Origin of the sequence: Halolamina sediminis (assembly GCF_001282785.1) — an archaeon.
Lineage (GTDB): Archaea > Halobacteriota > Halobacteria > Halobacteriales > Haloferacaceae > Halolamina > Halolamina sediminis.
In genome coordinates, this window is record NZ_CVUA01000001.1 from 1683659 (window position 1) to 1697809 (window position 14151).

At 68.7% G+C, this 14151-nt stretch carries 13 protein-coding genes; 6 read left to right on the forward strand and 7 right to left on the reverse strand.

Going from position 1 to position 14151, the window contains the following annotated elements:
- The first annotated feature begins 6 nt into the window (after positions 1-6).
- From BN1959_RS08435 to BN1959_RS08445, 3 genes are all read left to right on the forward strand, one after another.
- Positions 7-2442, forward strand: a complete 2436-nt coding sequence (locus BN1959_RS08435) for a DNA topoisomerase VI subunit B (protein ID WP_053948237.1) — start codon at positions 7-9, stop codon at positions 2440-2442.
- Entirely contained in the window at positions 2439-3536 is a 1098-nt protein-coding gene (locus BN1959_RS08440; RefSeq protein ID WP_053948238.1) for a DNA topoisomerase IV subunit A, read from the forward strand. Before BN1959_RS08435 ends, BN1959_RS08440 begins: the two co-directional genes overlap by 4 nt.
- Before the next feature lie 222 nt (positions 3537-3758).
- Positions 3759-4568, forward strand: coding sequence for a nucleoside phosphorylase (locus tag BN1959_RS08445; protein ID WP_053948239.1), 810 nt, complete (start codon positions 3759-3761; stop codon positions 4566-4568).
- Here BN1959_RS08445 and BN1959_RS08450 read toward each other — a convergent pair whose 3' ends face one another.
- The 7 genes from BN1959_RS08450 to BN1959_RS08480 form a co-directional block, all read right to left on the reverse strand.
- Complete coding sequence (locus BN1959_RS08450; protein WP_053948240.1) at positions 4569-5339, reverse strand: class I SAM-dependent methyltransferase; 771 nt, start codon at positions 5337-5339, stop codon at positions 4569-4571. It lies immediately after the preceding gene.
- Positions 5340-5404: 65 nt separating this feature from the next.
- Positions 5405-6022, reverse strand: a complete 618-nt coding sequence (locus BN1959_RS08455; protein ID WP_053948241.1) for a CDP-alcohol phosphatidyltransferase family protein — start codon at positions 6020-6022, stop codon at positions 5405-5407.
- On the reverse strand, positions 6019-6543 hold the full coding sequence (locus BN1959_RS08460) for an adenylate kinase family protein (RefSeq protein ID WP_053948242.1): 525 nt from the start codon (positions 6541-6543) through the stop codon (positions 6019-6021). Before BN1959_RS08460 ends, BN1959_RS08455 begins: the two co-directional genes overlap by 4 nt.
- A complete protein-coding gene (gene hisC, locus BN1959_RS08465; protein ID WP_053948243.1) occupies positions 6540-7628 on the reverse strand; it encodes a histidinol-phosphate transaminase in 1089 nt (362 codons plus the stop codon). The genes BN1959_RS08460 and hisC overlap by 4 nt, the downstream gene beginning before the upstream one ends.
- A 578-nt stretch (positions 7629-8206) precedes the next feature.
- A complete protein-coding gene (locus BN1959_RS08470; RefSeq protein ID WP_154018252.1) occupies positions 8207-8947 on the reverse strand; it encodes a hypothetical protein in 741 nt (246 codons plus the stop codon).
- Positions 8948-9072: 125 nt separating this feature from the next.
- On the reverse strand, positions 9073-10413 hold the full coding sequence (hflX, locus tag BN1959_RS08475) for a GTPase HflX (protein WP_079978642.1): 1341 nt from the start codon (positions 10411-10413) through the stop codon (positions 9073-9075).
- Between the two features lie 303 nt (positions 10414-10716).
- Complete coding sequence (locus BN1959_RS08480) at positions 10717-11652, reverse strand: FKBP-type peptidyl-prolyl cis-trans isomerase (RefSeq protein WP_053948245.1); 936 nt, start codon at positions 11650-11652, stop codon at positions 10717-10719.
- A gap of 130 nt (positions 11653-11782) precedes the next feature.
- On the opposite strand from BN1959_RS08480, the gene cyaB reads away from it, so the two are divergent.
- From cyaB to BN1959_RS08495, 3 genes are read left to right on the forward strand one after another with little or no spacing between them, the layout of a single operon-like run.
- The gene (cyaB, locus tag BN1959_RS08485) at positions 11783-12337 is read left to right on the forward strand and encodes a class IV adenylate cyclase (RefSeq protein WP_053948246.1); all 555 of its coding nucleotides are present in this window, start codon (positions 11783-11785) and stop codon (positions 12335-12337) included.
- Positions 12338-12396: 59 nt separating this feature from the next.
- Entirely contained in the window at positions 12397-13611 is a 1215-nt protein-coding gene (locus tag BN1959_RS08490) for a methionine adenosyltransferase (RefSeq protein ID WP_053948247.1), read from the forward strand.
- Positions 13612-13641: 30 nt separating this feature from the next.
- Positions 13642-14112, forward strand: coding sequence for a dual specificity protein phosphatase family protein (locus BN1959_RS08495; RefSeq protein WP_053948248.1), 471 nt, complete (start codon positions 13642-13644; stop codon positions 14110-14112).
- Positions 14113-14151: the final 39 nt, after the last annotated feature.

A 14151-nucleotide genomic window follows, 5' to 3' on the forward strand; every position in this document is an offset into this window, starting at 1 on the left:
TACAGAATGACCTCGCAGCAGACGACACTCGGCGAGGACACCACTACGGCCGAGGAGTTGGCCGAGGGGCAGCGCGAGATCTCCATCGCCGAGTTCTTCGAGAAGAACAAACACATGCTCGGGTTCGACTCGGGCGCCCGGGGGCTGGTGACGGCCGTGAAGGAGGCCGTCGACAACGCTCTCGACGCGACCGAGGAGGCCGGCATCCGGCCCGATATCTACGTCGAGATCCGCGAGGTCGGCGACTACTACCGCCTCGTGGTCGAGGATAACGGGCCCGGGATCACCAAGGAGCAGCTCCCCAAAGTGTTCGGGAAGTTGCTGTACGGCTCGCGGTTCCACAAGCGCGAGCAGAGCCGCGGGCAGCAGGGAATCGGGATCTCCGCGGCCGTGCTCTACTCCCAGCTCACCTCCGGCAAGCCCGCGAAGATCACCTCCCGCACGCAGGGCAGCACCGAGGCGGAGTACTTCGAGCTCATCATCGACACCGACACCAACGAGCCGGAGATCGGGACCGCCGAGACCACCTCGTGGGACCGCAGCCACGGCACCCGCATCGAGTTGGAGATGGAGGCCAACATGCGCGCCCGCCAGCAGCTCCACGACTACATCAAACACACCGCAGTCGTCAACCCCCACGCCCGGATCGAACTTCGAGAGCCGGGGCTGGACGAGCCGCTGAAGTTCGAGCGCGCGACCGACCAGCTCCCCGCCGAGACCGAGGAGATCCGGCCCCACCCCCACGGCGTCGAGCTCGGGACGCTGATCAAGATGCTCGACGCGACCGACTCCTACTCCGTCTCCGGGTTCATGCAGGGGGAGTTCACCCGCGTCGGGAAGAAGACCGCCGACAGCGTCCTCGACAACTTCCGCGACCGCCACTTCGGCCGCGAGCTCGGCTGGCCCGCCCGGAACGGCGCCCCGACCGCCGACGTGGAAGCGGACATCCAAAGCGCCCTCTACGAGGCCGTCTCGAACAAGGGCGCCGACGCGACCGACGTGTTCGCCGAGCGGATCGCGAACAGCCTGACCGAACGCGAGCGGACGACCTACTCCAAGCTCGTGGAGGTCGTCGGCACCGAGACGGGCAAGACGTTCGGCGCGACCGTCCGGGAGAACGCCGTCGCGGCGGCGTGGGCCGAGCTCACCCGGTTCGGTTCCGAGAACGACGAGGGCGACGATCTCGACCGGCTCACACCGACGCTGTACGAGCTAGTCGACGACGCCACCTCGACGCGGAAGGACGATGCCGCGGTCAACGGGCTGGCCGAGCGGCTGGCCGAACGCTTCGTCGCACTGGGCGACGACGACGCCCCCAACCGGATGCGGCTCACCCTCGCCGACCTGAAGACGCTCGTCGACGAGGCCGCCGACACCACCGAGGAGTACGACGACGAGACGTTCGGCGACACCGCCCGCGAGAACGTCGTCGAGTCGCTGTGGTCGCGGATGGAGACCGTCCCGGACGACCCGCCGGACGTGAGCGAAATCGCGGGCGACCGCGACACCGCCTCCGAGCTGCTGGAGGCGATGCGGGAGACGGACATTCTCTCGCCGCCGACGGGCTGTCTCGCCCCGATCACGGCCGAACTGGTCGAGGCCGGGCTCCGGAAGGAGTACGATGCCGACTTCTACGCCGCTTCGACCCGGGACGCCGAGGTTCACGGCGGTGACCCGTTCGTCGTCGAGGCCGGGATCGCCTACGGCGGCGACATCCCCGCCGACGGGAGCGTCGAACTGCTGCGCTTCGCGAACCGCGTGCCGCTGGTGTACCAGCGCGGCGCGTGTGCGACGACGAACGTCGTCAAGCGCATCGGTTGGCGCAACTACGGGCTCGATCAGCCCGGTGGCTCGGGGATGCCCTCGGGGCCGGCGGTGATCTCGATCCACGTCGCCTCCACGAACGTTCCCTTCACCAGCGAGTCGAAGGACGCGCTGGCGTCGGTGCCGGAGATCGAAGACGAGATCGAACTCGCGATCCGGGAGGCCGCCCGCGAGCTCAAATCCTACCTCAACAAGCGCCGCTCGATGGCCAAGCGCCGGGAGAAACAGGACGTGCTCGGACGCATCCTCCCACAGATGGCCGAGAAGGTCGCCGAGGTCACGGGTCGGGACCACCCCGACATCGAGGGCGCGATGGCCCGGATCATGAACAACGTCGGCGTCGATCGCGAGCGCGACGGCGAGACGGTGACGCTGCGAGTCGAGAACCACTCCGATCGGAACGAGAGCCTAGAGATCACCGAGATCGTCTCCGCCGAGCCCGAGGGGCTGCCCGACGGCGTCGACGCGATCGAGATGGACGAGGAGTGGTTCGTGAACTGGAACCCCGACGTGGGGTCGGGCGAGACGGTCGAACTGGAGTACAGCCTGCCGACCGATGCCGACGCCGACGCCACCGTCGACGGCGTCGACGACGAGAAACTCACGGTGAACGCATGAGCACGAAAGACCTGAGCGACGCCGAGGCGCGGGAACGGCTAATCGACCTGGCCGCGGAGTTTTACGACCAGTTCGCGGCCGGCGAGATCCCCCGGATGGAGCTGCCCACCCGGACGAAGAGCAACATCGAGTACGACCCCGAGAAGAGCGTCTGGGTGTACGGCGACCGCAAATCCACCCGGTCGGCCAACTCCGTCAGCGGCGCGCGGAAGCTGCTGAAGGCCGCCTACACGATCGAGTTCCTCGCGAACCAGCTCGACGAGGACCGCTCCTCGACGCTGCGAGAGCTCTACTACCTCTCAGAGTCGTGGGACAACGAGGAGGCTCAGTTCAACGGGCAGGACGAGTCGAACAACCTCGTCGAGGACTTAGAGATCATCACGGGCGTCACCCGCGAGGACTTCCACATGCGGCCCGAGGAGTCCGGCGCGACCCTGATGGGGCCGCTGAAGCTGCGCGAACAGACCCGCCGCGGCGAGCGGGAGATTCACTGCCAGCTCGACGTGGGTGAGGGTGGCTACCAGATCCCGAACAACCCCGACACGATCGAGTTCCTCGACCACGACATCGACTTCGTGCTCTGTGTGGAGACGGGTGGGATGCGGGACCGCCTGATCGAGAACGGGTTCGACGACGAGTACAACTGCCTGATCGTCCACCTCAAAGGCCAACCCGCACGCGCGACCCGGCGGATCACCAAGCGACTCCGCGACGAACTCGACCTGCCGGTCGTGGTGTTCACTGACGGCGACCCGTGGTCCTACCGGATATACGGCTCCGTGGCGTACGGCTCGATCAAGTCCGCCCACCTCTCGGAGTATCTCGCGACCCCGGAGGCTCAGTACGTCGGCATCCGTCCACAGGACATCGTCGACTACGACCTGCCGACGGACCCGCTGTCGGACTCCGACGTGAACGCCCTGGAGTCCGAACTCGAGGACCCGCGCTTCCAGACGGAGTTCTGGGAGGAGCAGATCGAACTGCAGTTGGAGATCGACAAGAAGGCCGAGCAGCAGGCGCTCGCCTCCCGGGGGCTCGACTTCGTGACGGACACGTACCTGCCCGAGCGACTGGAGACGATGGGCGTGCTGTAACTCTTTTTCGGCCGGGTTTCGCCGAGTTGTCGGCTCGCATAGTCGGTCGTTCCGTCGACGCATCTGGTCTCGACGGAGGCGAATCGATATAGCGGTTAGTGATTCAAAACTTCCCCTCGTGGGCCAAGACAAACGCACTGGACTCCGAACTGGACTCAGAGGACGGAGGATATCCGACAGTGAACGACAGCCTTACGCCCCACAGCGGAGAACCGCGAAAGCATGTCCGACGCGTCCGACGAGATGGAGTACCACGTCGAACTCGAACCCGGCGATGTCGCCGACAGCGTCCTGCTCCCGGGCGACCCCGAACGGCTGGACAAGATCACGCCGCTGTGGGACGACCACGAGGAGGTCGCCCACCACCGCGAGTACCGCACTGCAACCGGGAACTACGACGGCGCCCCGATCTCGGTCACCTCCACCGGGATCGGCTCGCCGTCGGCGGCGATCGCCGTCGAGGAACTCGCTCGCGTCGGCGCGGACACGTTCATCCGGGTCGGTTCCTGCGGCGCGATCCAGCCCGAAATGGACGTGGGCGATCTGGTGATCACCCGCGGCGCCGTCCGGCAGGAGGGCACGAGCAAGGAGTACGTCCGGGAGGACTACCCCGCAGTCGCCGACGAGGAGGTCGTCTCGGCGCTTGTCGCGGCCGCCGAGCGACTCGGTCACGACTACCACGTCGGTCTCACGATGTCCGCCGACTCCTTCTACGCCGGGCAGGGGCGGGAAGGGTTCGAAGGGTTCGAAGCCGCCGGCAGCGAGACGCTCGTCGAGGACCTGAAGGAGGCGAACGTGCTCAACATCGAGATGGAGACCGCCGCCATCTGCACGCTCGCGAACGTCTACGGCCTGCGGGCGGGTGCGGTCTGCTCGGTGTTCGCGAACCGCACCACGGGGGAGTTCATGACCGAGGGCGAGTCCGTCGCCGCCGAGACCGCCAGCCTCGCCGTGAAGCTGCTCGCGAAGATGGACGAAGTGAAGGAAGCGGCCGGCGCGGACCGCTGGCACGCCGGCCTCAGTCTTGACTGATCACCGTGCGACCGCCCAGAACCGCACGCTCTGGGGAACTTTCCAAAGCACGTCGGGCAGATCGCTCTCCTCGGGCTCTGTGTGCTCGACCTCGTGGTTGTGGTGTTCGAGCAGCCGCGGGACCTCGAAGCCGGCGTCGACGAGACCGTTGTGCAGGTCTGCGACCGTGCGGTCGAACACCGTCAGCGTCTCCTCGAACGACTCGTCGATCTCGATTTCCCGGGGCCCGTCGTCGACGTAGCTGTGTTCGAGCGTGCCGGACTCCGCATCGAGCGCTTCGTGCAGCGGGTGCAGCACGCTGAACACGAACACGCCCCCCTCACGGAGGACGCGGTGGGCCTCCGCGAACGCGCGGTCGACGTTCTCGACCATCTGGAACGCCGCCTCCGAGGAGGCCACGTCGAAGCGGTCGTCCGGCAGCGGGAGGTCGGTCACGTCGCCCTGCACGAACTGCGCGTCGACAGCGTACTCGTCGCGGAGCGCCCGGGCGTACCGAAGCTGCTCACCCGAGAAGTCGACGCCGACGGCGGGCTCGGCGCCGAGCTCCGCGGTGCCGACGGTGCCCTGCCCGCCGCCACAGCCGAGTTCGACGTACGCCTTCCCCTCGACGCTCTCCAGAACCCCCGGCTGCGGGCCGCCGGGGGCGTCCGCGGCGAACGGTGAGGGTGCGGGTGGAAGCTCACCGTCGTCGGTATCAGAGCGCCAGATCGCCTGGAAGTCGTCGCTCCACTCGTCCCAGAGCTGTCGGTTCGACTGACGGAGGTCGCTCATGACGCTGGCTGTGTCGGGGGTCGGTATCAGTTTTCCGTCCGTTCGAGACGGCGACCCACGCCCAGTCAGCGGAGGTCCGACCACGCGCCCCAGAACCGCTGGAGTGCAGTTAGGTGGCCGACGGCCGCGAACAGGACGAGCAGCAGTTCGACCGCGCCGAAGCCGGCGACGATCTCGCCGGGGAGCACGAACGCGACGACGCCGACGATCCCCACGAGCGCGAGCCGATCCGCCCGGCCGAGTAGGCCACCGTACTGCCGGCCGAGCCCGACCGCCTGGATCTGCGTGCCGAGGTAGGAGGTGAGCAGCACGCCCGTCACCGCGAGCAGGCCCAGCGCGTAGGCGTCCGCGCCCGCCGCGAGCCCGGCGATAATCAGCACGTCGGCGTAGCGATCGAGCACGTGGTCGAGCAGGTCGCCGCCCTTCGAGTCGGTGCCGAGGCTGCGGGCGAGCGCGCCGTCGACGAGATCGAGCCAGCCGTTCGCGAACACGAAGAAGCTGGCCGCGAGATAGAGCCAGAGCGGCCCCTGCCCGCCCGCGAGCGCGAACGCGCCACCGGCGGCACTGGCGAACACGAACGCGACCACGCTCACGCCGTCGGGCGTGAGCCCCAACGCCTCCGCGGCGTCGACGAACGGGACGAGCAGCCGGTCCGCAATATCGCGGTACTGATCGAGCGTCACAGCGCCCCCGTGAAGTCGACCGTGCCGGCCGACGGCTGGCGCTCGCCGCGCAGGACGGCGATCACGTCGTCGACGACGGCCTCGACCGGCCGGTCGGTGGTGTCGATCTCGTAGACGTTCTCCTCGCCGTAGGTTCGGACCGCCTCGCTGAGTACGATGTCCAGTGCCTCGCTCTCGGCGTTCTCGGCGATCTTCGCGTCCGGTTCGTCACGCTCGGCGAGCCGTTCCTCCAGTTCGTCGGGGTGACAGCGCAGCACGATCGCGGCGTCGGCCTCGAAGTGGTGAGCGAGGTGAGAGTCGAGCAGTCCCGACCAGTCGCCGAGGTACTCCCGGATCGCGTCGAGGTCGGCCACGAGCGAGCCGCGCTGCTCGTCCTCACCCTCGTGGAGCCCCTCCTCGCGGATCAGGTCGTTGAGGTGGTAGACGTCGATGCCGCGGCGGTCGCCGACTGCCTCGGCGACGGTCGTCTTACCCGTCCCGGGCGTGCCCGTGAGCGCGACGCGGTCGTCACTCCTGGTCATGCCGTGGCCTCCAACTCGGCGAGCACCTCGTTCAGCGTCTCGACGGCCCGGCGCGTCTCGGCCTCGGTCCCACAGGAGATCCGGATACAGCCCGGGAGGCCGAAGGAGCTGCAGTCCCGGACGATCACGCCCTCGCGCTGGGCGGCCTCGGCGACGGCGCTGCCGTCGCCGACTTCACACAGTACGAAGTTGGCCTCGCTGTCGAACGTCGGGGCGTCGAGTTGGTCGTGGATGTGCGCCCGCGCCCACTCGGCGCTCTCGACGGACGTCTCGACGTGTGCGTCGTCGTCGAGTGCAGCGATGGCGGCCCGCAGCGCCATCTCGCTGGCGGCGAACGGCGTCGAGACCTTCGCGTAGGCGTCGCCCCACGCAGAGGGGACGAGCGCGTAGCCGATCCGGAGGCCGGCGAGCCCGTACGCCTTCGAGAACGTCCGCAGGACTGCGAGGTTCTCGTACTCGTCGAGAAGCTCAGCGGCGGGGGGCTCCTCGGCGAACTCGCCGTAGGCCTCGTCGATCACGACCAGCGAGTCGTCGTCGACCCTGCGGAGGAGTGCCTCGATCTCCTCGCGGGCCATCGTCGCCCCCGTGGGGTTGTGCGGCGACGTGACGAACACCATTCGCTCGCCGTCGTACGCGTCCAGCACGGTGTCGGCGGTCATCTCGAACGCGTCGCCCTTCGAGAGTTCGTAGGTCTCGACGTCACCGTGGTGGTAGCGCGCGCTCATCCCGTAGTAGGAGAAGCCGGGGTCGGGGACGAGCACGGGGTCCGCGGGGTCGAGCATCGCCCGGGAGAGATAGTCGATCGCGCCGTCGGCGCCCGGGCTGACCCAGACCTGCTCGGTGTCGACGTTCCAGTGGTCGGCGAGGTCGGCCGTGAGGTCGGTGTGGGCCGCCTTGGGGTAGACGGAGATCTCGTGGGCGGCGTCCCGGACGGCGTCGACGGCCGCGGGGCTGGCGCCGTGTGGGTTCTCGTTCGAGGAGAGTTTGACGAGCTCGTCGGGATCGAGGCCGAGGTCGCGGGCGACCTCCTCGACCCCCCGGCCGGGGACGTACTCGACGTGGGCGGAGAGGTCGCGTGGTTGCATATCGCGACGTTCTCGGTGATGGGGGATAAGGCTCCCGCCCTCGACTGAGGTTGGGGTCTCGGCGGAGCGTTCTTCGGGGAGAATGGTGAGTGCGTTGTGACTGAAACAGTATCTCTTCAGTAAGGGTGCTGTGACGGCAACAGCATCTCTTCACTGGGTCTACTGCGACGGCGACAGCAGCTCGATCGTTGGCACCTTGCGACCGCACCGCCCCGCACAGCCCTCACGCCTTCCCAGCCGACTCGTTCGGGCTCGTTCGCCCACGGAGGCGTCGTGCGGGCGACCCACGCGTCGCCCGCACTGCCAGCGAGACCGCCGGTCTCGCCCTGCTCACGTCGCGCGCCACCGCCGGCTGCAGTGCGGTCGCGGTGGACGCCTCGCGAGCGCCACGTTGGCGCTCGCGGGGGGAGGGGTGGGGATTCCGTGCTGCGCCGGACCCCGTGTCCGGCACACTGCGGTCACAAGTGGCCATGCTCACTCCGCGGTCCTGTTCGCGATCGAAGAACGAACGGATCACCTCACGACGCCACGACTGACGGCGCTCTCCCCGGAACTGAAAAAGCGAGCCGTTACCGCTGTTACTCCGCGTCCTCCTCGAGCAGCCGCGTCTCGACGGCCGCCTGCACGACCTCGGACACGTCGCCGAGGCTGTTCGAACTGTTCGCGACCACGCCGTTCAGCATCGCCTCGTGGTCACGCAGGCCAGCGACGGTCAGCTCGTCGTCCTCGGGCACGTCGTACGCCTCGGCGACCGCCGCGACCACCACGTCGCCGCGGTCTTGCTCCTCCTCGGCGACGGCGTCGAGCAGGCCCCCGAACACGTCGTCGGCCTCGACCTCGACGCGGCGCTTCAGCGTGCCCGGCGACTCCACGTCGCCACCGAGTAGCCCCGCGAGATACCCTTTCACGGAGCCGACGACGTACTCGTCGAGCGTCTCGTCGAGCGACTCGGCCCGCCGCGCGGCGAAGGCGCACACGAACCGATCGAGTTCGACGTCCAGCGACGAGCGGTCCTCCTCCTCGCTCTCGTAGTCGTCGGTGCTCGCCTCCGGAGTCACCTCCGTCTCGCGCTCGGGGGCGTCATCGCCGCCGTTATCGTCGGCTTCCGGCGTCACGCCGGTGTCGCGGTCGGTCTCCCCGTCGCCGCCGCGATCGTCGCCGCCGGCCTCCGGCGTTACGCCCGTCTCCGAGTCGGCGTCGTCGCCCTCGGTTGCGTCGGCGCCATGGCTCCGCCGGCCGCTCACGTTGTTGCCCGTGCCGAGCGTGTTGATTCGTCCCTCGATGTCCCGTCGTCGGTCGTTGCCGCCGTTGTCAGTCATGGTTGAAGCACCGCGTGCGTGGCCGGCGGGCGCCGCCGTGACCGCGCCCGCGGCCGTGTGCCGCACACACAAGCACCCTCGGGGCAGAGTGAGAAAAAGTCAGCGGAGCAGTACCGGGATCGCGATCAGTCCACCCGGATCGAGGCCGCCCGCGAGCGCGCCCGGTCGACGACCGCCGGCCGGCCGGCGAACCGAACGCGAACACGGTCGCCCTCGTACTCGGCGTCGGCACACCCGTGCTCGTGCGCCCACGCGAGGAACGACTGCGTCTCCCCGGTGTTGGGCAGGTCGAACTGGACCGTTTCACTCGGGAGTGCCGCCGCGACGGTATCGCGCAGGCGGTCTGCGCCATCGCCCGCCAGCGCGCTGACCGTGAGCACTGCGGCGGCCCGATCGCCGGCCACCGACTCCACTGCCTCTCGGCGTTCGTCGAGTGCGTCACCGTCGACGAGATCGACCTTGTTGAGCACGACCAGGAGCTCGCCGCGGGGTGCGTCGAGCTCCCGGAGCGAGACTCGGAGCTTCTCGCGCAGCTTCGGCAGGGGATCGCTCGCGTCGGCGACCAGCAACGCGAGATCGCTATCGGCGATGGCGTCGAGCGTCGCGCTGAATGACGCCACGAGGTCGTGCGGGATCCCATCGACGAGCCCGACGGTGTCGGTCAGCAGGACGCGCCGGCCGTCGATCGCCGCGCGGCGGGTGGTGGTGTCGAGGGTCTTGAACAGTCGATCCGCGACTTCGGCTTCGCCGTCGAGGTCGGCATGCCCCGGCGCCATCCCGTCGATAGAGAGGTCGTCCGCTAGCCGGTGCAGCAGCGTCGACTTGCCCGCGTTGGTGTAGCCAGCGATCGCGACGAGGTCGAATCCCTGGTCGCGGCGCTCGGCCCGGCGCTCGCTTGCGCGGTCGGTCAGATCGTCGAGCTTGTTCTCGACGGTCCGAATCCGCCGCTCGGTGTCGACCACGCGGGAGCCGGTCTCCGCGGCGCGCTGCATGTGGGTTCGCTCCTCGGTCTCCCTGATCCGAGGGAGCTCGTAGCGCAGCCTCGCCCGTTCGACTTGGAGGCGGGCAGCCTCGTCGCCGGCGCCGGCCTCGAAGATCTCGAGCACGAGCCGGTGACGGTCGACGACGCCGGTGCCGTCGGGCAGGAGCGCCGTCAGGGAACTGTACTGCCCGGGCGTGAGCTCCACGTCGAACAGGGCGGCGTCGGCGTCGGTCTCGACCACGCGACGGGCGAGTGCCTCGGCCTTCCCGCGGCCGAGGTTGTACTGGCCGTCCTCGGCGCGGCGCTGGGTGAGCGCGTCGACGACCTCGTACCTCGCTGCGGCGGCGAGGCGTTCGACCTCGGTCGTGTCGGGCTGCTCGTCGGCGTCGCGGGCGACGACGATCGCGGTTCGGTCGGGGTCGCCATCGGCGTCACTGATGTTTGCTCGCTGTGCATCCGTCTCGGCTGGTGGTGAGTGTTGCAACGTTGGTGGGGATGAGTCTCCCACCGTGGACGGGCGACGACGGCAGGATCGGCCCGCGGCCGGCGGGAGACCCGAGGCTGTCGGGGAACGGTGCCACAGGTGGTCTCCCGCTGCTCACAGCGTGGTCGCGGAACCACGGGTGCCGAGGCTGTCGCCTCGCTACTTTCCGAGGCTGTCGCCTCGCCGCCGTCGCGTGAGCCGCGCGGGCTCAGGAGAAGTCGAGCTTCATCGGCTATGCGCTACTGGCGTGGGATCCCGCAAAAAGGTTCGGCCGGTGTGTGACGGCGTCGCGTGCCGGCTGCGTTACTCGTCTTCGAGCTCGTCGACGATCTCCTCGGCGTCGACGTCGGCGTCCTCGAGGTCCTCCTCGATGTCCTCGATCTCCTCTTCGATCTGCTCGGCACCGCCCATGCCGCCCATCATACCGCCCATGCCGCCCATCATGCCGCCGCCGCTGCCGTCGAAGACCTCCTCGACGACCACGCGGTCGAGGTCGAGGCGGTCCATCAGCTCCTGGGCGACCTGGCTCTTCTGGAACATCCACTGCTGGTTCATCTGCATCTGCTGAGTGGCCTCGATGTAGAGGGAGCGCTGCTCGACCTCCTCGGTCGTCGCCTCGCCGTCCTCGTCCTCGCTGGTGATCTCCTCCTCGACCGTCTCGGTCTCGATGCGCAGCTCCGGCTCCATCTGGAGGTACATCCCCAGCAGGCCGGCCGCCTTCTCCTCGTCGTCGTCGACGACGTCGACGATCTCGTACTCGTACTCGAGATCCTCCCCGGCCAGCGGGTGGTTGAAGTCGACGCGGGCACGCCCGCCGATTACGGTCTCGACGTAGCCCTGCTCGCCGTCGATCTGGACCTGCGCGCCGGGGCGGCGGTTCTCCTCGTCCAGCTTGTTGGCGCTGACGGTGCGAACCTCTTCCTCGTCGTACTCGCCGAAGCCGTCCTCGGCGTCGATCTCGACGGTGCCCTCGTCGCCGACCTCGCCGTCGAGCAGCGCGTCGTCGACGCCCGGGAACACGTGGCCCTCGCCGACGACGATGATGCGCGGCGAGAAGTCGTACTCGTCGTCGTCGATGCCGGCCTCCTCGGCGACGTCCTTGCGGGTCGTGTCGACGACGCGGTCGTCGCTGACGGTGCGGACGTTGTAGTCGATACGGACGAAGTCACCGTCCTGGATTCCCGACTCGGTCTCGGCTGCCTCGGCCTCGTTCTCGGCGTCGGCCTCGTTTTCGCTCATACCTCTACGGTCTCGTGTTCCACTCTTAAGGACAACGTTTCGGGGCTGGACGCTCCCGATGCCGGCGGCCCTGCCGACGCGTCGCGGCCGAGAGGGCAGCCTTTTCGTCGCCGCCGCCGTCCCCGGAGTCATGTACGAGGTCGAACTCAAAGTCGCAGCCGACCACGATCCCGTCCGGTCGGCGCTCGCCGACGCCGGCGCCGAGCCCGTCGATCACGTCCGGCAGGTAGACACGTACTACGACGCTCCCCACCGCGAGTTCGCCGAGACAGACGAGGCGCTCCGGCTCCGCGAGGAGACCGACCTCGCTGCCGACGTGACGACGACGAAGCTGACCTACAAGGGCCCGCTCGTCGAGGCCGACTCGAAGACTCGCGAGGAGCACGAGACCGCCGTCGCCAACGGCGACGCCGCCGCGGGAATCCTCGACGGGCTCGGGTTCGAGCCGGCCGCGACCGTCGAGAAGGAGCGCGAACGGTTCGAGTTCGAGGGGTACACCGTCACCCTCGATACGGTCGACGGGCTCGGCTCGTTCGTCGAGGTCGAACGCGAGGCGTCCGAATCCGACATCGAGACGGTGCGGGAGCGGGCACAGGAGCGACTCCGAGCGCTTGGGCTCGACCCCGACGGCCAGATCCGTACGTCCTACCTCGGTCTGCTGCTCGACGCTGATGCCCCACAGTAATTTCCGTCTCCCGGATCGTTTCCGAAGGTTATAGACCCCGCGCCACGGAAGAGGGAGCAATGACGCGGAACGTTCAGGTTTCCGAACTCGACCGGCGGGCGGTCGAGGACCAGCAAGTCGAGATCGTCGAGCGAAAGGGGATCGGCCACCCCGACTCTATCTGCGACGGCATCGCCGAGAGCGTCTCCCGAGCGCTCTCACAGCTCTACCTCGATCGCGTGGGGAAGGTGCTCCACTACAACACCGACGAGACACAGCTCGCTGCGGGCCGTGCCTCGCCGGCCTACGGCGGCGGCGAAGTGATCGAGCCGATCTACATCCTGATCGTCGGCCGCGCGACCAAGAGCTACGAGCGCGACGGCGAGACGATCGAGCTGCCGGTCGACTCGACGGCGCTCGCGGCCGCCCGTGAGTACCTCCAAGAACAGATCCCCGAACTGGAGTACGGGACCGACGTAATCGTCGACATCCAGCTCGGTGAGGGCAGCGGCGACCTGCAGGACGTGTTCGGCGAGGAGGAGGTCCAGGTACCGATGGCCAACGACACCTCCTACGGCGTCGGCCACGCCCCCCTGACCGAGACGGAGACGATCGTCCACGAGATCGAGCGCGGGATCAACACCGAGTACGCCGCCGACCACCCCGAGGTCGGCCCGGACGTGAAGGTGATGGGCAAGCGCGAGGGCGACACGATCGACGTGACCGTCGCCGTCGCGATGGTCGACACGTACGTCGAGAGTCTGGAGGCGTACAAGGCCGCGGTAGAGGAGGTACAGGCGTACGCCGAGAGCGTCGCCCGGGAGCACACCGACCGCGAGATCAGCGTCGAGGTCAACACCGCCGACGACTACGACGCCGGCTCGGTGTACCTCACCGTCACCGGCACCTCCGCCGAGCAGGGCGACGACGGCTCTGTCGGTCGCGGGAACCGCGCCAACGGGCTCATCACGCCGAACCGACCGATGAGCATGGAGGCCACCTCGGGGAAGAACCCCGTCAACCACATCGGGAAGATCTACAACCTCCTCTCGACGGCCACCGCCGAGGACGTCGTCGCGGAAGTCGACGGCATCCGCGACCTCCAACTGCGCCTGCTCTCCCAGATCGGCCGGCCGATCGACGAGCCCCACGTCGCCGACGCGCAGGTCGTCACCGCCGACGGCGTCGACGTGGCCGACATCGAGGGCGAGGTGAGCGACATCGTCGACGACAACCTCGCGAACGTCACCGAGATCACCCGCGAGGCGATCGAGGGCGACATCTCGACGTTCTGAGCGCGCGCTCCCCCCGGCGCAGCCGGGGCGATGAGTGACCGCTCGACCGATCCCGACTGCCAGTTCCTCCGACCGATCGGCTTCGTCGAGGACGAACCGGTTCTCGCAGTGCTGGACTACCGTGGCCTCCACCTCGGCAACCGCCACGCCGCCGACCCCGGCTGCCACGACCGTCGCTTCGACGCCGTCGTCTCCGTCTCGGCCGACGCGTTCCCCCTGACCACCCACCACCATCCGCTGACCGACGGCGAGGGGAACGACTGGGCGGCGTTCGCGGCGGCCGTCGACGCCGTGCGACGACTCTCGCGGACGGCCGACGTGCTCGTCAACTGCAAGGCGGGCGTGAGTCGGAGCACCGCGGTGCTCGCGACGGCGGTCGCCGCCGAGCGGGGTGGGTCGTTCCGGGACGGGCTGAGAACCGTCGAGGCGGCGCGACCGGAGGCGGTGCCACACCCGGCGCTGGTCGAACTGGGGGCCGTCTACCTCGCCGCGAGGGGGTAGCCCCGGAGCCACCGGGCATTTACCGGGGGCGGTCCAGAG

What these genes read in the sequence shown, in the direction of transcription:
- BN1959_RS08440 (WP_053948238.1), top strand. Translation starts at nt 2,439, where the DNA reads ATGAGCACGAAAGACCTGAGCGACGCCGAGGCGCGGGAACGGCTAATC.
- BN1959_RS08445 (WP_053948239.1), top strand. Translation starts at nt 3,759, where the DNA reads ATGTCCGACGCGTCCGACGAGATGGAGTACCACGTCGAACTCGAACCC.
- hisC (WP_053948243.1), bottom strand. Translation starts at nt 7,628, where the DNA reads ATGCAACCACGCGACCTCTCCGCCCACGTCGAGTACGTCCCCGGCCGG.
- BN1959_RS08495 (WP_053948248.1), top strand. Translation starts at nt 13,642, where the DNA reads ATGAGTGACCGCTCGACCGATCCCGACTGCCAGTTCCTCCGACCGATC.
- cyaB (WP_053948246.1), top strand. Translation starts at nt 11,783, where the DNA reads ATGTACGAGGTCGAACTCAAAGTCGCAGCCGACCACGATCCCGTCCGG.
- BN1959_RS08460 (WP_053948242.1), bottom strand. Translation starts at nt 6,543, where the DNA reads ATGACCAGGAGTGACGACCGCGTCGCGCTCACGGGCACGCCCGGGACG.
- BN1959_RS08480 (WP_053948245.1), bottom strand. Translation starts at nt 11,652, where the DNA reads ATGAGCGAAAACGAGGCCGACGCCGAGAACGAGGCCGAGGCAGCCGAG.
- BN1959_RS08435 (WP_053948237.1), top strand. Translation starts at nt 7, where the DNA reads ATGACCTCGCAGCAGACGACACTCGGCGAGGACACCACTACGGCCGAG.
- BN1959_RS08450 (WP_053948240.1), bottom strand. Translation starts at nt 5,339, where the DNA reads ATGAGCGACCTCCGTCAGTCGAACCGACAGCTCTGGGACGAGTGGAGC.
- BN1959_RS08470 (WP_154018252.1), bottom strand. Translation starts at nt 8,947, where the DNA reads ATGACTGACAACGGCGGCAACGACCGACGACGGGACATCGAGGGACGA.
- BN1959_RS08490 (WP_053948247.1), top strand. Translation starts at nt 12,397, where the DNA reads ATGACGCGGAACGTTCAGGTTTCCGAACTCGACCGGCGGGCGGTCGAG.